The organism is Azospira sp. MPR-LB4, assembly GCF_058809525.1.
This window is the reverse complement of record NZ_CM179521.1, coordinates 1,139,900-1,158,473: the sequence shown is the minus strand read 5'-3', so window position 1 is coordinate 1,158,473 and position 18,574 is coordinate 1,139,900. Positions and strand designations below refer to the sequence as shown.

18 protein-coding genes are annotated in these 18,574 nt (G+C 65.5%); 14 read left to right on the top strand and 4 right to left on the bottom strand.

Annotated elements, in window-relative coordinates:
- Positions 1–4 precede the first annotated feature (4 nt).
- Genes AC3QLZ_RS05235 through AC3QLZ_RS05220 form a run of 4 tightly spaced genes read left to right on the top strand, consistent with a single transcriptional unit; the run spans position 5 to position 2,289 of the window.
- The gene (locus AC3QLZ_RS05235) at positions 5–1,234 is read left to right on the top strand and encodes an argininosuccinate synthase (protein ID WP_130458878.1); all 1,230 of its coding nucleotides are present in this window, start codon (positions 5–7) and stop codon (positions 1,232–1,234) included.
- Between the two features lie 12 nt (positions 1,235–1,246).
- On the top strand, positions 1,247–1,468 hold the full coding sequence (locus AC3QLZ_RS05230; RefSeq protein WP_014238259.1) for a DUF2788 domain-containing protein: 222 nt from the start codon (positions 1,247–1,249) through the stop codon (positions 1,466–1,468).
- Positions 1,468–1,782, top strand: a complete 315-nt coding sequence (gene ppnP, locus AC3QLZ_RS05225; RefSeq protein ID WP_014238258.1) for a pyrimidine/purine nucleoside phosphorylase — start codon at positions 1,468–1,470, stop codon at positions 1,780–1,782. The genes AC3QLZ_RS05230 and ppnP overlap by 1 nt, the downstream gene beginning before the upstream one ends.
- A gap of 12 nt (positions 1,783–1,794) precedes the next feature.
- Complete coding sequence (locus tag AC3QLZ_RS05220; RefSeq protein ID WP_130458877.1) at positions 1,795–2,289, top strand: YajQ family cyclic di-GMP-binding protein; 495 nt, start codon at positions 1,795–1,797, stop codon at positions 2,287–2,289.
- Positions 2,290–2,355: 66 nt separating this feature from the next.
- Here AC3QLZ_RS05220 and AC3QLZ_RS05215 read toward each other — a convergent pair whose 3' ends face one another.
- Positions 2,356–3,066 carry a type 1 glutamine amidotransferase gene (locus tag AC3QLZ_RS05215; protein ID WP_416244060.1) on the bottom strand — a complete coding sequence of 237 codons (711 nt, stop codon included), beginning with the start codon at positions 3,064–3,066 and terminating at the stop codon, positions 2,356–2,358.
- A 70-nt stretch (positions 3,067–3,136) separates the two neighbouring features.
- Between AC3QLZ_RS05215 and AC3QLZ_RS05210 the strand changes: the two genes are divergently transcribed.
- The 6 genes from AC3QLZ_RS05210 to AC3QLZ_RS05185 all read left to right on the top strand — a co-directional run bounded on the left by AC3QLZ_RS05210 (position 3,137) and on the right by AC3QLZ_RS05185 (position 8,719).
- The gene (locus AC3QLZ_RS05210) at positions 3,137–3,739 is read left to right on the top strand and encodes a retropepsin-like aspartic protease family protein (RefSeq protein WP_492783450.1); all 603 of its coding nucleotides are present in this window, start codon (positions 3,137–3,139) and stop codon (positions 3,737–3,739) included.
- Between the two features lie 21 nt (positions 3,740–3,760).
- On the top strand, positions 3,761–4,021 hold the full coding sequence (locus AC3QLZ_RS05205) for a hypothetical protein (protein WP_014238254.1): 261 nt from the start codon (positions 3,761–3,763) through the stop codon (positions 4,019–4,021).
- The gene (locus tag AC3QLZ_RS05200; RefSeq protein ID WP_014238253.1) at positions 4,005–4,631 is read left to right on the top strand and encodes a CoA pyrophosphatase; all 627 of its coding nucleotides are present in this window, start codon (positions 4,005–4,007) and stop codon (positions 4,629–4,631) included. The genes AC3QLZ_RS05205 and AC3QLZ_RS05200 overlap by 17 nt, the downstream gene beginning before the upstream one ends.
- Positions 4,632–4,799: 168 nt before the next feature.
- Positions 4,800–5,720: a CobD/CbiB family protein gene (locus AC3QLZ_RS05195; RefSeq protein ID WP_014238252.1), complete on the top strand. Its 921-nt coding sequence runs from the start codon at positions 4,800–4,802 to the stop codon at positions 5,718–5,720.
- A gap of 27 nt (positions 5,721–5,747) precedes the next feature.
- Complete coding sequence (locus AC3QLZ_RS05190) at positions 5,748–6,926, top strand: acetyl-CoA C-acyltransferase family protein (RefSeq protein ID WP_014238251.1); 1,179 nt, start codon at positions 5,748–5,750, stop codon at positions 6,924–6,926.
- Between the two features lie 164 nt (positions 6,927–7,090).
- Positions 7,091–8,719 (top strand): methyl-accepting chemotaxis protein, encoded by a 1,629-nt coding sequence (locus AC3QLZ_RS05185; RefSeq protein WP_492783449.1) that lies wholly within the window; start codon positions 7,091–7,093, stop codon positions 8,717–8,719.
- Positions 8,720–8,792: 73 nt separating this feature from the next.
- On the opposite strand, the gene AC3QLZ_RS05180 is transcribed toward AC3QLZ_RS05185, so the two are convergent.
- On the bottom strand, positions 8,793–10,436 hold the full coding sequence (locus tag AC3QLZ_RS05180) for a methyl-accepting chemotaxis protein (RefSeq protein WP_014238249.1): 1,644 nt from the start codon (positions 10,434–10,436) through the stop codon (positions 8,793–8,795).
- A gap of 244 nt (positions 10,437–10,680) precedes the next feature.
- Between AC3QLZ_RS05180 and AC3QLZ_RS05175 the strand changes: the two genes are divergently transcribed.
- From AC3QLZ_RS05175 to AC3QLZ_RS05165, 3 genes are all read left to right on the top strand, one after another.
- Entirely contained in the window at positions 10,681–12,096 is a 1,416-nt protein-coding gene (locus tag AC3QLZ_RS05175; protein ID WP_172974662.1) for a circularly permuted type 2 ATP-grasp protein, read from the top strand.
- Positions 12,097–12,241: 145 nt separating this feature from the next.
- Positions 12,242–13,186: an alpha-E domain-containing protein gene (locus AC3QLZ_RS05170; protein WP_014238247.1), complete on the top strand. Its 945-nt coding sequence runs from the start codon at positions 12,242–12,244 to the stop codon at positions 13,184–13,186.
- Between the two features lie 76 nt (positions 13,187–13,262).
- Positions 13,263–13,991: a proteasome-type protease gene (locus AC3QLZ_RS05165; RefSeq protein WP_130458871.1), complete on the top strand. Its 729-nt coding sequence runs from the start codon at positions 13,263–13,265 to the stop codon at positions 13,989–13,991.
- Between the two features lie 70 nt (positions 13,992–14,061).
- On the opposite strand, the gene AC3QLZ_RS05160 is transcribed toward AC3QLZ_RS05165, so the two are convergent.
- Positions 14,062–14,529 carry a hypothetical protein gene (locus tag AC3QLZ_RS05160; RefSeq protein ID WP_287873803.1) on the bottom strand — a complete coding sequence of 156 codons (468 nt, stop codon included), beginning with the start codon at positions 14,527–14,529 and terminating at the stop codon, positions 14,062–14,064.
- Between the two features lie 14 nt (positions 14,530–14,543).
- Positions 14,544–14,966: a ProQ/FINO family protein gene (locus AC3QLZ_RS05155; RefSeq protein ID WP_152088854.1), complete on the bottom strand. Its 423-nt coding sequence runs from the start codon at positions 14,964–14,966 to the stop codon at positions 14,544–14,546.
- Positions 14,967–15,219: 253 nt separating this feature from the next.
- On the opposite strand from AC3QLZ_RS05155, the gene AC3QLZ_RS05150 reads away from it, so the two are divergent.
- Positions 15,220–18,573: a transglutaminase family protein gene (locus tag AC3QLZ_RS05150; RefSeq protein WP_492783448.1), complete on the top strand. Its 3,354-nt coding sequence runs from the start codon at positions 15,220–15,222 to the stop codon at positions 18,571–18,573.
- Position 18,574: the final 1 nt, after the last annotated feature.

Here is an 18,574-nt window from a genome sequence, read left to right as displayed (position 1 = left end):
CATCATGAGCGACATCAAGAAAGTGGTTCTCGCCTACTCCGGCGGCCTCGACACCTCCGTCATCCTCAAGTGGCTGCAGGATACCTACCAGTGCGAAGTGGTGACCTTCACCGCCGACCTGGGCCAGGGCGAGGAACTGGAACCGGCCCGCACCAAGGCCCTGAAGTTCGGCATCAAGCCCGAGAACATTTTCATCGACGACCTGCGCGAAGAGTTCGTGCGCGACTTCGTCTTCCCCATGTTCCGCGCCAACACCGTCTATGAAGGCGAGTACCTGCTGGGCACCTCCATCGCCCGCCCCCTGATCGCCAAGCGCCTGATCGAGATCACCAACCTGACCGGTGCCGATGCCATCTCCCACGGCGCCACCGGCAAGGGCAACGACCAGGTGCGCTTCGAGCTGGGCGCCTACGCCCTCAAGCCCGGCGTCAAGGTCATCGCCCCCTGGCGCGAATGGGACCTGCTGTCCCGCGAGAAGCTGCTGGCCTATGCCGAGCAGCACGGCATCCCTGTGGAAATGAAGCACAAGCAGGGCGGTTCTCCCTACTCCATGGACGCCAACCTGCTGCACATCTCCTACGAAGGCCGTCACCTGGAGAACCCCGCCGCCGAGGCCGAGGAAGACATGTGGCGCTGGACCGTCTCCCCGGAGAACGCTCCCGATGCCGCCGAATACCTGGATCTGGAATTCGTCCAGGGCGACCTGGTGGCCATCAACGGCCAGAAGATGAAGGCCCACGAACTGCTGGCCAAGCTCAACGAGCTGGGCGGCAAGCACGGCATCGGCCGCCTGGACCTGGTGGAAAACCGCTACGTCGGCATGAAGTCCCGCGGCTGCTATGAAACCCCGGGGGGCACCATCCTGCTGCGCGCCCACCGCGCCATCGAATCCATCACCCTGGACCGGGAAGTCGCCCACCTCAAGGACGACCTCATGCCCCGCTACGCCAGCCTGGTGTACAACGGCTACTGGTGGGCGCCCGAGCGCAAGGCCCTGCAGACCCTGATCGACCACACCCAGCAGACCGTGAACGGTACCGTTCGCCTCAAGCTGTACAAGGGCAACGTCATCGTCGTGGGCCGCGATTCCAAGACCGACTCACTGTTCGACCCGACCATCGCCACCTTCGAGGACGATGCCGGCGCCTACGACCAGAAGGATGCGGGCGGCTTCATCAAGCTCAACGCCCTGCGCATGCGCATCGCCGCCAACCTGAAGGCACGCAAGGGTTAAGCGGAGGGTTTGGTGGAAAGCACCCTCTTCGGCTTTACGGAAGCCCAGATCTCCGAATTCGGCGTCACTTTCGGGATCGGGGCTTTCATCCTCTACATGCTGTTCATCATCGGCGAGCTGGCCTACAAGTCCAAGGCCGGCAAGGTCGGTACCTTCGTCCTGTTTTTCGTGCTGTCTCTGGGGATGCTCGGCTTCATCTCCAAGACCTTCATCCAGAAATTGTGGGGAATCTGATGTCTCAATTCGATAATGTTTCCGTGGTCAAGGCTGCCAACGTCTACTTCGACGGCAAGTGCGTCAGCCACACCGTGATTTTCGCCGACGGCTCCAAGAAGACCGTGGGCGTGATCCTGCCCGCCAGCCTGACCTTCAACACCGGCGCTCCCGAAGTCATGGAAACCGTGGCCGGTGCCTGCCGCTATCGCCTCAAGGGCGAGACGGAATGGAAGACCTCCGGTGCCGGTGAGTCCTTCAACGTGCCGGGCAATTCCAGCTTCGACATCGAAGTGACCGGCGAGCCCTACCACTACGTCTGCTACTTCGGTTAAGCGAGGATTGTCATGCCGTCTTTCGATTTTTCCTCTGAAGTGGACATGGTGGCGCTGAAGAACGCCGTCGATGCCACCGGCAAGAAGATCGTCGGCCGCCACGACTTCAAGGGCACCACCGCCAAGGTGGAGCTCAACGAGAAGGACAAGGTCATCACGGTCTACGGCGACTCCGACTTCCAGCTCGACCAGATCAAGACCATCCTCTTTCCCGAAATGGAAAAGAAGGAGCCGGACTGCGTCAAGCGCCTGGACCAGCAGGCCGTGCAGAAGGTCTCCGGCGACAAGGTGAAGCAGGACCTGAAGATCAAGATCGGCATCGAGAGCGAGCTGGCGAAGAAGATCGTCAAGCTGGTGAAGGACTCCAAGCTCAAGGTGCAGGCTGCCATCCAGGGCGACACGGTGCGCGTCACCGGCGCCAAGCGCGATGTGCTGCAGGAAACCATTGCCCTGGTGAAGAAGTCCATCACCGACTTCCCCATCAAGTACGGCAATTTCCGCGACTGAACCGGCATTCTCCGCCTGCATGAAAAACGGCGCCCGCGGGCGCCGTTTTCTTTTGCCGTAGTCCTGTCAGCGGCGCAGGTTGGCGATCCAGGCCCCGTACAGGCGGTCGGCCAGCTGCCGCATGGCGGGCAGGCGCCATTCGATTTCGGCCACCATCTGCTCGGGCGTCTGGCCGGCAGGATGCCGGGCGGCGGCCCGGGCTTCGTCCGCCCAGTCGCTGCTCCAGGTGGCGATCAGCTCCGGCGTCATTTCCACATGGCACTGCATGGCCAGGTGGGGCCCCAGGGCGAACATCTGGTTGGCGCAGAAATCGTTGGTGAGCAGGCGCACGGCCTGGGGCGGCAGGGAGAAAGTTTCGCCGTGCCACTGGAAAACGGTGACTTCGCCCCCCAGGCCGTTGAACCAGTGGCCGGGAATTTCACCCTCCTCGATGCGGGCCGTGCCCCAGCCGATTTCCTTGATTGGATTCGGCGTTACCTGGCCGCCCAGGGCTTTGGCCATGAGCTGGCCGCCGAGGCAGTGCCCCAGCACCGGGATGCCGGCAGCGACGGCGCTGCGGATCAGGGCACAGGTATGGTCGATCCAGGGCAGGGGGTCGTTCACGCTCATGGGGCCACCCATGAAACAGAGGCCGGCATAGGCCTCCGGCGAGGCCGGCACGGGGGCGCCGGCATCCACGGGGATCAGCTCCCAGGCGATGCCGTGGCCTTCCAGGAATGTGGCAAAATAGCCCGGACCTTCTGTCGGAGTATGGCGAAAAATGGCAACGGGACGCATGGCAGGGAAATGGGGCGGAAGGATGGCGACGGGGCATTCTAGTCTGGGCTGGCTGTCATGCCTATGTCTTTTGCTGGCAGCGCCCCTGCAGGCTGTCGAAGTCGGCATTGCCGGCGTCTTTCCCAACAAGGCCCTGCTGGTCATCGACGGCGCCCCGCCCAAGGGCGTGGCCGTGGGCCAGAAGACGGAGCAGGGCGTGAAGCTGGTGGCGGTGGAGGACGGTGCCGCCATCATCGAGGTGGACGGCAAGCGGCGCACCCTGCGGGTGGGCCAGAGCGTCGTCTCCCAGCAATCTTCCGACCGCACCCCCACCCTGACCCTGTCTTCCGATGCCAGCGGCCATTTCTACGCCACCGGCAACATCAACGGCGGCACCATCCGCTTCCTGGTGGACACGGGTGCTACCATGGTTTCCATCGGCGCGTCCGATGCCCGCCGTCTGGGCCTCGACCTGCGCAATGCCCAGGTCGGTTATACCCAGACAGCCAACGGCACGGCGCGGGTGTATAAGGTACTTCTGTCCACCGTGCGCATCGGCGACGTCACCCTGACCGATGTGGATGGCCTGGTGCACGAGAGTGACATGCCCATCGCCCTGCTCGGCATGAGTTTTCTCAACCGCATGGAAATGCAGCGGGACGGGCAGCGCATGATTCTAAAAAAACGTTATTGATTCCCCCTGGAGGAACCCCCAATGCCCCAACGTGATCAGGAAATCGCCCTGTTGCGCGAAGAACTGGAACTGCTCATGGGCGAGCGTCACTTGCTGCTGCAGATCGTCGGTGCCGCCGCCAGCCTCATCGCCGGCCTGGACAGCAAGCGCCTGCCGGTCGGCGCCGTGGAGGCCGCCGATCTGGTGGCAACCCACATCAACCGCCTGCCGGAAGAAACCCTGCAGGACGCCCTGCAGGCCGTCAGTGCCGAGATCGAGGAAAGCGGTGCTGAAACCCATTGACGGTCCGGCCGGCGTGGTGGACCTGGAGCGCCTCCGTGCCAGCCTTTCCGCCGAACCCCTGGCGGCCCCGCCGATCCTGGAAGACGGCATCGGCAACGAAACCCTGACGCCGGCTGCTGTCCTCTTTCCCATCGTGCTGCGGGAGAGCCATCCCACGGTGCTGCTGACCCAGCGCACCTCCCACCTGCGGGACCATGGCGGCCAGGTCAGCTTTCCCGGCGGCCGGGTGGAGGAGGTGGACCAGTCCCCCATCCACACCGCCCTGCGGGAGACCGAGGAAGAGATCGGCATGTCCCCGGAGCTGGTGGAAGTGCTCGGCTACCTGCCGGAGTACCGCACCAGCACTGGCTTTCGCGTCACCCCGGTGGTGGGCCTGGTGCGCCCGCCCTTCACCCTGCGGCCCGACCCCTTCGAGGTGGCCGAAGTTTTCGAAGTACCCCTGGCCTTCCTCTTGGACCCGGCCAATCGCCAGCGCCACTCCCGGGAGTGGCGGGGGCGGCTGCGCCACTATTTCGCCATGCCCTATGGCGACTACTTCATCTGGGGCGCCACCGCCGGCATGATCGTCTCCCTGGCCGACCGTCTCGGCTACCCGGCGACACCGCTGTAGGATGCCTGCCGCTCCCGGCTGTCATCTGCAGGCCGGGGCGAAATGTGTTATCTTGGACCTTCTCCGACAGGGGCGCTGGCAAAGCATTTGGCGGTTGCGTGGTTTCCGCGCCGAGCCACCTGCCAGGCGGCTCCCTGCTTCCGATCAACATCGCGCCTCAAGTTCGGGATGAGCCTTTTTTCCCTGATCGCGGCCCTGTTCCTCGAACAGTTCCGGCCGCTACCCAATCGCCTTTTGCTGGAACCGGTGGGTCGCTATGCCGACTTCCTGGAGTCGCGCCTCAACGCCGGCGACTCGCGGCATGGCCTGATCGCCTGGCTGGCCGCCGTGCTGCCGCCGGTGCTGCTGGCGGCCGGCATCTATTACCTGCTCTGCGCTGTGACGCCGCTGCTGGGGTGGGCCTGGAACGTCCTGGTGCTGTATCTGACCATGGGCTTCCGCCAGTTCAGCCACCATTTCACCGACATTCACCTGGCCCTGCGCATGGGCGACGTGCCCCGGGCCCGACAGCTTCTGGCCGAATGGCGGGGCCGTTCCGCCGAAGGGCTGTCGTCCAGCGAGGTGGCCCGCCTGGCCATCGAGGAGGCCCTGGCCGCTTCCCATCGCCATGTTTTTGCGGTGATCCTCTGTTTCGTCCTGCTTCCCGGTCCCTGCGGTGCGGTGCTGTACCGCCTCGCCGGCATTCTGGCCGAGCGCTGGGGCCAGCGGCAGGATGAAGAATTCGGCGACTTTGGCAAATTTTCGCAACAAATCTTTGCCATCATCGACTGGCTGCCCCTGCGGGCCACCGCTGCCGCCTTCGCCGTGGTCGGCGATTTTGAGGATGCGGTCTATTGCTGGCGCACCCAGGCCGGCCAGTGGGCTGACCACGAGTTGGGCATCGTGCTGTCCAGCGGTGCCGGTGCCCTCGGCGTGCGTCTCGGCCAGCCCCTGGTGGAAGGCGGTGAGGTCACCGACCGGGCCGAACTGGGGGTCGGCGAAGAAGCCGATGTGGATTTCATGCAGAGCACGGTGGGCCTGGTTTGGCGGGCCCTGGTGCTGTGGCTGTTGCTGTTGCTGTTGATCGGGCTCGCCACTTGGGTGGGTTGATAAGTCAGTTATAACAAGGAGATGCTCATGAGCAAGGAAATCGTAGTTCTGTCCGCCGTTCGTTCCGCTGTGGGTGGTTTTGGCGGTTCCCTGGCTGGCATGGAGCCCGCCGAGCTGGGTGGTCTGGTCGTCAAGGAAGCCATTGCCCGTGCCGGTGTGGACCCCAAGGCCGTGACCTTTGCCACCGTCGGCAACTGTATCCCCACCGAAACCCGCTACGCCTACGTCGCCCGCCTAGCCACCATCCAGGGCGGCATGTCCATGGATTCCGTGGCCTTCGCCGTGAACCGCCTGTGCGGTTCCGCCATGCAGGCCATCGTCTCCTCCGCCCAGGCCATCATGCTGGGTGACGCCGACTACGCCATCGGCGGCGGCGTCGAAGTCATGTCCCGCGGCGCCTACCTGCTGCCGGCCCTGCGCTCCGGCGCCCGCATGGGCGACACCAAGGCCATCGACGCCATGGTCTCCGTCCTCACCGACCCCTTCGGCGTCGGCCACATGGGCATCACCGCCGAAAATCTGGTGACCAAGTGGGGCCTGACCCGGGAAGAGCAGGACGCCTTCGCCCTGGAATCCCAGAACCGCGCCGCCAAGGCCATCGCCGAAGGCCGCTTCAAGAGCCAGATCGTGCCCATCACCTTCCAGACCAAGAAGGGCGACGTGGTCTTCGATACCGACGAGCATCCCCGCGCCACCACCATGGAGGCCCTGGCCAAGATGAAGGCCGCCTTCAAGAAGGACGGTTCCGTCACCGCCGGCAACGCTTCCGGCATCAATGACGCCGCTGCCTTCCTGGTGCTGGCCGATGCCGCCAAGGCCGCCGCTGCAGGTCACAAGCCCATCGCCCGCCTGGTGTCCTACGCCATCGCCGGCGTGCCCAACGAAATCATGGGCGAAGGTCCGATCCCGTCCTCCAAGCTGGCCCTGCAGAAGGCCGGCCTGACCCTGGACCAGATCGACCTGGTCGAGTCCAACGAAGCCTTTGCCGCCCAGTCCCTGGCCGTGGCCAAGGGCCTGGGCCTGGACCCCGCCAAGACCAACGTCAATGGCGGCGCCATTGCCCTGGGGCACCCGGTTGGTGCAACCGGCGGCGTCATTGTCACCAAGTTGTTGCATGAAATGCAGCGTACCGGTGCCCGTTACGGCATGGCCACCATGTGCATCGGCGGCGGCCAGGGTATCACCACCATCTACGAACGCATCTAAAACAACGGCTTAGGCTGAAAAGCCCGGCGGGAGCCATCCCGTCGGGCTTTTTTTCGTCTACCGGGCACGATCTGTGATTCATGCTAAGGGCAAATGTAATGAAGTTGAGATAACATCGCGAGGCCATCCAAATGAGAGTGGCTCTCAGGGAGTATCAGGGAAACATGAAAAACAATCTTCCCGTCACACAAGTTGAAGCGCCCTTCATCAAGGGCAAGTACATCGTTTCCAAAACCGATCTGAAGGGGATCATCACCTACGCCAACGATACCTTCGTTGAACTGAGCGGTTTCAATCGGGATGAACTGATCGGCAAGAACCACAATCTGGTGCGCCACCCAGACATGCCACCGGCTGCCTTTGCCGACCTGTGGACCTCGGTGAAGGAAGGCCGTCCCTGGAGAGGCATCGTCAAGAATCGTTGCAAGAACGGCGACCATTATTGGGTCGATGCTCTGGTGGTGCCGGTGCGGCAGAAGGGCCAGACCATTGGCTACATGTCGGTGCGTACCGAGCCCTCCCGGGCCCAGGTGCAGTCCGCCGAGGCTCTCTACGCCGAGTTGGGCAAAAGTGGCACCGCCATTCCCCGGCCGGGCAGTTGGCGCAAGGTCAGTCTGCGCAAGAAAATGGCCGGCCTCACCCTGTTCGTCATGGCAGCCCAGCTGCTGACCGGCATCGGCGTCTGGTTCGGCAGCGGCATCGGCTTCTCCGCCGAGAACATTGTCGCCCTGGTGCAGATACTGAGCATCACCGGCTTGGCTGCCGGGGCCGTGCAGATCGGTCTGCAGCAAGGTATCTTCCGCGCCATCGATGCCACCAACACCAGCCTGGACCGGGTCGCCCAGGGCGACCTGTCGGAAGATCTGTGGCACGACCGTCTGGACGAGGTGGGCAAGCTGCAGGATTCCCTGCTCACCACCCAGGCCCACCTCAAGGTCATGCTGGCGGAGATCGCCGAAGCGGCGAACCGGGTCAGCGGCAACACCACCCAGCTCAACCTGGAGATGTCCAGCGTCTCCTCCCAGTCCGAGTCCCAGTCCGACTCGGTGAGCCGCATTGCCGCCTCCATGGAAGAGATGAGCGCCACGGTGGAGCAGGTCTCGGCCGATGCCCAGGAGACGGCCAGCGCCGTTGGCACTACCCGGGAGCGTATCGCCGGGGTGGAGCAGCGGATGATCCAGGGCCGGGAGGCATCCCGGGCCGTGGTCTCGGCGGTGGATACCGCCTCCAACACCATGGCCACCCTGTTCCAGTCCCTCAACCGTATCGGTGTGGTGACCCAGGGTATCCAGGAGATAGCCGACCAGACCAACCTCATCGCCCTCAATGCCGCCATCGAGGCGGCCCGGGCCGGCGAGGCTGGCCGCGGTTTCGCCGTGGTGGCCGACGAGGTGCGCAAGCTGGCCGAGCGCACCCGCCTGCAGACTGCCGAAATCGCCGAAATGGTGACGGAGATCCAGAAAATCACCGAAAGCGCCGTCGGCAGCATCGAATCCGCCGGCGCCCAGGTGGGGCACAACGACGAGGCCATGGGCGAGACCGGGGTCAGCCTGGCCGAAGTGGTCCAGGACGGGCAGCACATCGACGAGATGGCGCGCCACATTGCCCAGGCCACGGTGCAGCAGTCCCAGGCCAGCCAGGACGTGGCCATGAGCGTCTCCGAGATCGCCGCCCTGATCGAGGAAAACGCCGCCGCCATCGGCGAGGCGGAGCGCAATGTGCAGCAGCTGCTGGCCACCGCCGGCGAACTGCGCAACCTCATCGCCTACTTCCAGTTCCAGCCCGGGCGCTAAGCCGGTCGACGAGGTACACAAAAAAAAGCCCGGGGCCGAAGCTCCGGGCTTTTTTCATTGGGCGTTGCCGGCCTCAGGTCTGGAAGCGGTTCACCAGGCCCTTCAGGTTGTGGGCCACCCGTTCCAGGTCCTGGGCAGAGGTCATGGTGTTGTTCATGGTGGTGCTGGTTTCTTCCACCGTCTGGGCAATGGCTTCGACGCGCTGGGCGATGGAGGTGCTGGCGGCGCTCTGTTCGCGGATGGCATTGGCCACTTCCTGGATGTGCTCCAGGGTGCGCAGGGCGCCGGCCTCGATATTGGCCAGGGATTCGGCCGCCGCCTGGGCCAGGCTGACCCCCTGTTCCACCTGGGGCAGGGCGTCGTCCATGGACTGCACCGCATTGTTGGTCTCGCTCTGGATGCTGGCGATCATCTGCTCGATTTCGATGGTGGCGGAGGAGGTCCGCTCCGCCAGCTTGCGCACCTCGTCGGCGACCACGGCGAAACCGCGGCCCGCCTCGCCGGCCCGGGCCGCCTCGATGGCGGCGTTGAGGGCCAGCAGATTGGTTTGCCCGGCGATGTCCTTGATCACGCCGGCAATGGAGGAAATCTGGTTGGCCTGCTGATCCAGGGTGCGGATGCGGGTGGAGCCTTCGGATACCGTGGCAGCGATGCGCTGCATGGCCTCGGCGGCCTGCTCTGCCCGTTCCCGGCCCTGTTTGGAGAGATCCACGGCTTTGTGGGAATCCCCCTGGGTCTCCTCGGCGCTGTCGGAAATGTGGCTGGAACTGACCGTCAGCTGTTCAATGGCGGCGGCCATGGAGGAGGTGGCATCGGCCTGGGCACCGGTGGTGTCGGCCAGCTGGCTGGAGGCGGAGCTGATCGCCTGGGAGTTGCTGGCCAGGGTTTCCGCGTCCTGGCGGATTTCGGTGAGCATCTGGCGCAGGGAGAGCACCATCTGGCTCAGGGCATGGAGCAGGCTGCCGGGCTGGGTCTGGCCGATGGCCGCATGCAGGTTGCCGCCGGCCACCTGCTGCATGATGGCCGTGGCGGCGGCAGGTTCGCCGCCGATCTGCTTGAGCACGCTGCGGGTCACCAGGTAGCAGATGCTGCCGATCAGGGCCAGCACCACCAGGGCCAGCAGGCCCTGGTAGATCAGGGTTTGCTGGAACTCCCGGTCCACTTCGTCGATATAGACGCCGGTGCCGATGATCCAGTCCCAGGCCGGGAATTTCTGGGCGTAGAGCACCTTGGGATACATGGTGGGATCGCCCGCCTTCTTGACGAACTGGGTGTCCATGTAGGTGGTGGCCTGGTTCTGCAGCAGGCTTGCCAGTTCCCGGATGATCAGCTTGCCGCTGCCGTCCTTCACCTGGTCGCCCATGGGCTTGCCTTCCCATTCCGGCTTCAGGGCATGCATGACGCTGATGCCGTCGGGGGTCCAGATGTAGAAATAGTCGCTCTTGCCGTCGGGGCCGTTGAAGCGGATCTGCCGCACGGCCGCCTTGGCGTGGGCCTGGGCCTCGTCGCGGCTGAGGTTGCCGGCGGCTTCCTGGCTTTGATAGTAGGCGACCACGTTGTAGGCGCCCTGGGTGATGGCGCGAATCTGGCCTTTTCTCTCATCCAGCATGAGGGAGCGGGTATTGAAGGCGGCGATGGCCGCCAGTGCCAGGACCCCCAGGAGCGCCACCAGCACCACCGCCAGGAGTCGGGTACGCAGGGAAAGTTGATCAAGCATGGGATTGTCCAAACTATATGAAACATGAAGTGCGCATTATATTTCCGTCACCAGCCATGCCGTGAAGGAAATCACACTTTTCTGCTTCAAATTGGTGCGCCAGCTTCTGCCCATGGTGCATGGTGGCACCGTTTTCTGGCGCCGCTTCCGCCAATTCCCCGGAAGTCCTTTAAGGATCAAGCGATTATGATCCTGGCACAACCCCTGCTATTTGATTGTCGCCCTTCCTCATGGCGCGACCATCATGAACAAGCCCAGCTTCTTCGACGAAATGAACGGTGCCGACGGCGCCGTCCGCTCCCACTACCAGACCTACCGGCGCTGGCTTTCCGAAACCCCTGACGAACGCATCGCCCGCAAGCGGGCCGAGGCCGACATCGCCTTCCGCCGCGTCGGCATCACCTTCGCCGTCTATGGCGAGGAGGCCGGCACCGAGCGGCTGATCCCCTTCGACATCATTCCCCGGGTCATCCCGGCAGATGAATGGAAGGCCCTCAAGGCCGGCCTCAAGCAGCGGGTCAAGGCTCTCAACCTGTTCCTCCACGACATCTACCACGACCAGGAAATCCTCAAGGCCGGGCGCATTCCCCGGGAGCAGGTGGAGGGCAACGCCCAGTTCCGTCCCATCATGCGCGGGGTGGACGTGCCGGCCGGCATCTATGCCCACATCGCCGGCGTGGATCTGGTGCGGGCCGGGGCCGGCGAGTTCTACGTGCTGGAAGACAACCTGCGGGTGCCCTCCGGCGTCTCCTACATGCTGGAAGACCGCAAGATGATGATGCGGCTCTTCCCCGAGCTGTTCTCCAAGCACAAGGTGGCTCCGGTGGAGCATTACCCGGACCTGCTGCTGGAGACCCTGCGGGCCTCCGCTCCCAACGGCGTCTCCGATCCCACGGTGGTGGTGCTGACTCCGGGGGCCTACAACAGCGCCTACTTCGAGCACACCTTCCTGGCCCAGCAGATGGGGGTGGAACTGGTGGAAGGGCGGGACCTTTTCGTCGATAACGACACGGTCTACATGCGCACCACCCAGGGCCCCCAGCGGGTGGATGTGATCTATCGCCGCATCGACGACGACTTCATCGACCCGCAGGTTTTCCGCGCCGACTCCATGCTCGGCGTGCCCGGCATCCTGCAGGCCTACCGGGCCGGCAAGGTGACCCTGGCCAATGCGGTGGGCACCGGGGTGGCCGACGACAAGTCCATCTACCCCTATGTGCCGGAGATGGTGCGCTTCTACCTGGGGGAGGAGCCCATCCTCAACAACGTGCCCACCTACATGTGCCGCAAGCCCGACGACCTGGCCTACACCCTGGCCCACCTGCCGGAGCTGGTGGTGAAGGAAGTCCATGGCGCCGGCGGCTACGGCATGCTGGTGGGGCCGGCCTCCACCCAGGCCGAGATCGAGGACTTCCGCCGGCGTCTTGTCGCCAACCCGGAAAAGTACATCGCCCAGCCCACCCTGGCCCTGTCCACCTGCCCCACCTTCGTCGAATCGGGCGTGGCGCCGCGCCACATCGACCTGCGCCCCTTCGTCCTCTCCGGCAAGGAAGTGACCATGGTCCCCGGCGGCCTCACCCGGGTGGCCCTGCAGGAAGGCTCCCTGGTGGTGAACTCCTCCCAGGGCGGCGGCACCAAGGACACCTGGGTGCTGGAATGAAAAGCTTTGCCACAGAGGGCACAGAGAACACAGAGAAAATGCGATTGCATGACCAAGCCAATTTTTCTAGGCAAGGCCTATCTGCTGCGAGCTTGTCCCTCTGTGATCTCTGTGTCCTCTGTGGCTAATAAATAAGGAGCCGCATATGCTCAGTCGTACCGCCGATCACCTCTACTGGATGGCCCGCTACATCGAGCGGGCCGAGAACCTGGCCCGCCTGCTGGACGTCACCTACCAGATGTCCCTGGTGCCCCAGTCGCCGGAAGCGGCGAACCAGAACTGGAACGCCATCATCGTCCTCAACAGCCTGGAAGAGCCCTTCGCCAAGGCCTACGGCGAGCCCAGCGCGGAAAATGTGCTGCGCTTCATGGTGCGGGACGAAAGCAACTTCTCCTCCATCTACAGCTGCCTGCGGGCGGCCCGGGAAAACGCCCACGCCGTGCGCGGCACCCTCACCACGGAAATGTGGGAGACCATCAACGCCGCCTGGATCGACCTGCGGGCCCAGAGCTTCGAGCAGATCATGGCTGGCGGCATCACCGAGTTCTTCGAATGGGTCAAGCTGCGTTCGGCCCTGACCCGGGGCGTCACCTTCGGCACCCTGTTGCAGGACGAGGCGGCCCACTTCATCCGCATGGGTGGCCTCCTGGAACGGGCCGACAACACGGCCCGCATCCTGGACGTGAAATACCACTTCCTGCAGCCCAACGGTGAAGGGGAGGAAGGCGGTGTCACCGACTTCTACCAGTGGGGTGCCCTGCTGCGCTCCCTTTCCGCCTTCGAGGTGTACCGCAAGGTGTACCGGGACGTCATCACCCCGGCCCGGGTGGCGGAGCTGCTGATCCTGCGCATGGACATGCCCCGTTCCCTGCACCACTGCCTGGACAAGGTGAATCACCTGCTGGGCCTGGTGGGCAACCGCCAGTCCAGCGAGACCCTGCGCCGGGCCGGCCTGCTGCATTCGCGCCTGCACTACGGCCGCATCGACGACGTGCTGGAGGATGGCCTGCACGAGTACCTGACCGAGTTCATGGACGACATCTACGACCTGGGCAACCGCATCTCCCAGGACTTCCTGGTGCCGGCCTGAGGCGCACCAGTCGGGGAGGCGCCGGCGGCAGCTGCCGCCGGCCTTTTTTCACCATCATAAAAACAGCGACGACGACATGACTTACTGCGTGGCAATGCGGCTCGATGCCGGCCTGGTCTTCCTTTCCGATTCCCGCACCAACGCCGGGGTGGACCACATCAACACCTTCCGCAAGATGACCGTGTGGGAGCGCCCGGGGGAGCGCATGCTGGTGCTGATGACCTCGGGCAACCTCTCCATCAGCCAGTCCGTGGTCAATGTGCTGAACGAGCACCTGGCGGCCACTGACAAGCCCAATCTCTACAACGCCCCCAACCTGTTCGAGGCGGCGCGCCTGGTGGGCGACGCCCTGCGCGAGGTGCACCAGCGGGATGCGGCGGCCCTCAAGGAATTCGGCGTCGATTTCGCCGCCGCCTTTATCCTCGGCGGCCACATCCACGGCGAGGAGCCGCGCCTGTTCCAGATCTACGCCGCCGGCAACTTCATCGAGGCGACCCACGACACGCCCTATTTCCAGATCGGCGAATCCAAGTACGGCAAGCCCATCATCGACCGGGTGGTGAAAAAGGCCACCAGCCTGGAGGAGGCCTCCAAATGCGCCCTCATCTCCATGGATTCCACCATCCGCTCCAACCTCTCCGTGGGCCTGCCCCTGGACCTGCTGGTCTACGAGAGGGGGGACTTCAAGGTCACCCACCAGATCAAGATCGGCGCCGACGATCCCTACTTCAACCAGATCCGCACCCAATGGGGCGAGCGCCTGCGCCAGGTCTTCGCCGAACTGCCCGACCCGGCCTGGGACTGAGGCCGGGAGCGGGCCGGCAGGCAACAAAAAAGGCGCCCGCGGGCGCCTTTTGCTTGGGCCGGGAAACGGCTCAGGGCTTGTTCACTTCCACCGCCGGATAGACGTAGGAGAACTTCTCGTTGCCCTTGAACAGTTCCAGGACGAAGGGCTGGGCCAGCTGGTAGAGGTCCAGGCGGGTGTAGTCCTGGCCCGGCACGGCGCCGCCGTTGAGCAGGGAGGTCTCGATGTTGTAGGCGATGGCGTAGAACTCGTCGGCCAGGTCCAGGGCGCCCATCAGGTCGGCGGCACCCAGCAGGCGCTGGGGCGCGGCGCTTTTGGTTGCCGGCTTGGCGGCAGCAACGGGCTTGGTGGCGGGCTTGGTGCTGGCGGCCGGCTTGGCGACGACCGGCTTCGCTGCCGGCTTGGCCACGGGTTTGGCAGCAGCTTTGGCCACGGGCTTGGCTGCGGGCTTCGCTGCCGGTTTGACGGCGGCTTTGGCGACGGGCTTGCTGGCGGGCTTGGCGGCGGTGGCGGCTTTGACGGGGGCTTTGGTGGCCATGGCGGTTTTCCTGTTTATTTGCGGCCGAATTTTTCGGCCAGGGCGGTGAGCTTGGCGGCGCGCTGGGCTTCCGCCTTCTTGGCATCTTCTTCGGCCTTCTTGGCGGCGGCTTCGGCGCGGCGTTGTTCGGCCTGTTTCTTGAAGCGTTCCTTCAGCACTTCGGCGGCGTGCTGGCGGTGTTCCTCGGCCACCTCGCCGGCGGCGTTGCCCTGCAGGTCGTGGCGCTGGGTGGCCTTCTCCATGTTCTTCAGGTAGCGGACCGAGTTGGTGTGGCGGAACAGGCTCACCTTCAGCAGCTTGGGGTCGATTTCCGGATACAGGGCGGCCAGTTGCTGGTTGATGCCGATGGCCAGGGGCAGGTGGTCGCGGAAAACCTGGAATTTTTCGCTCAGTTCGGCGAGGAATTCGCGGGGCGTGCTGAAGGCGGGAGAGGTCATCTGGGTGTTGGGTTGAAATGCGGAAGGGTGGGAGGTTATCACGCAGGGAAAATGCTGCAACTGGGCTGTAACAGGGGGCTGGGGCTCCCGTTCCTGGTGCGCCAGGGGCAGATGTGCTCCGGGATGGTGCGGATGATGGCCGGCGGCCGGCCCGGGGCCCAGTATCCATGCGCTTCTCCAGGGGGTGACCCGTCCTGGGGCATGGCCCGTCTCTTGCTAAATCCGGCTATCGCCCATCGCCCGGAGCCGCCCCGTGTCCATCCACGTCGCGCTGAACCACGTCACCCATTACCGCTACGACCGGCCCATCGCCCTGGGGCCCCAGGTGATCCGGCTGCGTCCGGCGCCCCACAGCCGCACCCCCATCCTCTCCTATTCCCTCAAGGTGACGCCGGGAGAGCACTTCATCAACTGGCAGCAGGACCCCCAGGCCAACTGGCTGGCCCGCCTGGTTTTCCCGGAGAAGACCCGGGAGTTCCGGGTGGAGGTGGATCTGGTGGCCCAGATGTCGGTCATCAATCCCTTCGACTTCTTCCTCGAACCCTATGCGGAGGAGGTGCCCTTCGCCTATGAGGCCTGGCAGCGGCACGAACTGGCACCCTATCTGTACACCCTGCCGGCGACGCCGAAATTTCAGGCATATCTGGCTTCCATCTCCCGGGAGAAGTGCCGCAGCGTGGATTTCCTGGTGGCCCTCAACGCCCGCCTGGCCCGGGACATTTCCTACCTGATCCGCCTCGAGCCCGGGGTGCAGACGCCGGAAGAGACCCTGGCCAAGGGCTCCGGTTCCTGCCGTGACTCGGCCTGGCTGCTCTGCCAGCTGCTGCGCCACCTGGGCCTGGCGGCCCGCTTCGTTTCCGGCTACCTGATCCAGCTCACCGCCGACGTCAAATCCCTGGACGGTCCCTCCGGTCCCGCAGCCGATTTCACCGACCTGCACGCCTGGTGCGAGGTGTACCTGCCCGGCGCCGGCTGGATCGGCCTGGACCCCACCTCCGGCCTCTTCGCCGGCGAGGGGCACATTCCCCTGGCCGCCTCCCCCGAGCCTTCCTCGGCGGCGCCCATCAGCGGCGCCCTGGAGCCGTGCGAATGCGAGTTCGGCCACACCATGGGCGTTACCCGCATCTGGGAAGCGCCCCGGGTGACCAAGCCCTACAGCGAGGAACAGTGGTCCCGCATCGAAGCCCTGGGGCAGACGGTGGACAGCGACCTGGCGGCCCGGGACGTGCGCCTGACCATGGGCGGCGAGCCCACCTTCGTCTCCATGGACGACCCGGACGGGGCCGAGTGGAACACCGAGGCCCTGGGGCCGAAAAAGCGCCTGCTGGCGGCCGACCTGTTCCACCGCCTGCGGCAGAAGTACGCCCCCCGGGGCTTCATGCATTTCGGCCAGGGCAAGTGGTATCCGGGGGAACAGCTGCCCCGCTGGTCCCTCAACTGCTACTGGCGCCAGGACGGCGAGCCCCTGTGGCAGCGGCCCGAGCTGTACGCCGACGAGTCCCGGGACTACGGCGTCGATGCCGCCCGGGCCGGCGCCTTCCTCGGCGAAGTGGCGCGGCGCCTGGGCCTGGAGGAAAAGCATGTGTTCCCCGCCTACGAGGACGCCTTCTACTACCTGTGGCGGGAGCGGCGCCTGCCGGCCAACGTGGATCCCTTCGACGCCCGCCTCGACGATCCCCTGGAGCGGGCGCGCCTGGCCAAGGTGTTCACCCGGGGCCTGGAGCAGGCCGTGGGCCAGGTGCTGCCCCTGGGCAAGACGGCCGCCGGCCGCTGGCAGAGCGGTTCCTGGTTCCTGCGCAGCGAGCGCTGCTACCTGATCCCCGGCGACTCTCCGGTGGGCTACCGCCTGCCCCTGGATTCCCAGCCCTGGGTCAGCCAGTCCGACTACCCCTACCTCAATCCGCCGGACCCGGCGGCGCCCCGGGCGCCCCTGGCCCGCCACGCCGAACTGCGGCGGCAGGTGCCGGGCATTCCCACGAAGGTCATGCCTGGCAGGCAGGCAGCAAGCGCTTCTCCGGGTGGCCTGCCTGGAGAAGCAAGTGGGGAGCGGGCCCCGGGGCATCACCAATCCGCCGCCTGGATCACCCGCACCGCCATGTGCGCCGAGCCCCGTAACGGCGTGCTCTACATTTTCATGCCCCCCGTGGGCTGTCTGGAGGACTACCTGGAAGTGCTGGCGGCGGTGGAAGCCACCGCCGAGGCCCAAGGCCTGCCGGTCATGTTCGAAGGCTACGAGCCGCCCCGGGACCCGCGCCTGGAGGTGTTCCGGGTGACGCCGGACCCGGGGGTGATCGAGGTGAACATCCACCCGGCCAAATCCTGGGACGAACTGGTGGAGCGCACCAGCCACCTCTACGAGGCGGCCCGGGAAACCCGCCTCTCGACCGAGAAGTTCATGCTCGACGGCCGCCACACCGGCACCGGCGGCGGCAACCACTTCGTCCTCGGCGGCGCCACGCCGGCCGATTCCCCCTTCCTGCGCCGGCCCGACCTGCTGCGCAGCCTCATCTCCTACTGGCACAACCACCCCAGCCTGTCCTACCTCTTCTCCGGCCTCTTCGTCGGCCCCACCTCCCAGGCACCGCGGGTGGACGAGGCCCGCAACGACAGCCTCTACGAGCTGGAGACCGCCTTCCGCCAGTTCCCGCCGCCGGGGGAGGGGGGCGCCCCCTGGCTCACCGACCGGCTGCTGCGCAACCTGCTCATCGATGTCACCGGCAACACCCACCGGGCCGAGTTCTGCATCGACAAGCTGTTCTCCCCCGACGGCCCCACGGGGCGCCTGGGCCTCCTGGAACTGCGGGCCTTCGAGATGCCGCCCCACGCCCGCATGAGCCTGACCCAGCAACTGCTGCTGCGGGCCCTGGTGGCCCGCTTCTGGGCCCGTCCCTACGCCCCGGAGCGGCTGGCCCGCTGGGGCACGGAGCTGCACGACCGCTTCATGCTGCCCCACTTCATCGCCCAGGATTTCGCCGACGTGGTGACGGAAATGCAGGCGGCGGGCTACGCCTTCGATCCGGCCTGGTTCGCGCCCCACCTGGAATTCCGCTTCCCCCGCATCGGTGACTTCGCCGTACGCGGCGTCGCCGTGGAGCTGCGCCACGCCCTGGAGCCCTGGCACGTCATGGGCGAGGAGGGCGCCGCCGGCGGCGCCGTGCGCTATGTGGATTCCTCCGTGGAGCGGCTCCAGGTCAAGGTCACGGGCCTGCCACCGGACCGCTACCGCCTCACCTGCAACGGCCATGCCGTGCCCCTGCAGCCCACCGGCACCGTCGGCGAGTTTGTCGCCGGGGTGCGCTACCGGGCCTGGCAGCCGGCCGCCTGCCTGCATCCCACCATCGGTGTCCATGCACCCCTGACCTTCGACCTGGTGGATACCTGGATGGACCGCTCCCTGGGCGGCTGCCAGTACCACGTGGCCCATCCGGGCGGGCGCAATTTCGAGGCCTTCCCGGTCAATGCCTTCGAGGCCGAGAGCCGGCGCCTGGCCCGCTTCTTCCCCATGGGCCACACTCCGGGTCCCCTGGCGGGCCGGGGCCAGGCGGCGCCGCTGCAGAACCCGGAATTCCCGTTTACGCTAGACTTGCGCCGCCAGGGCCGGCCCTAGT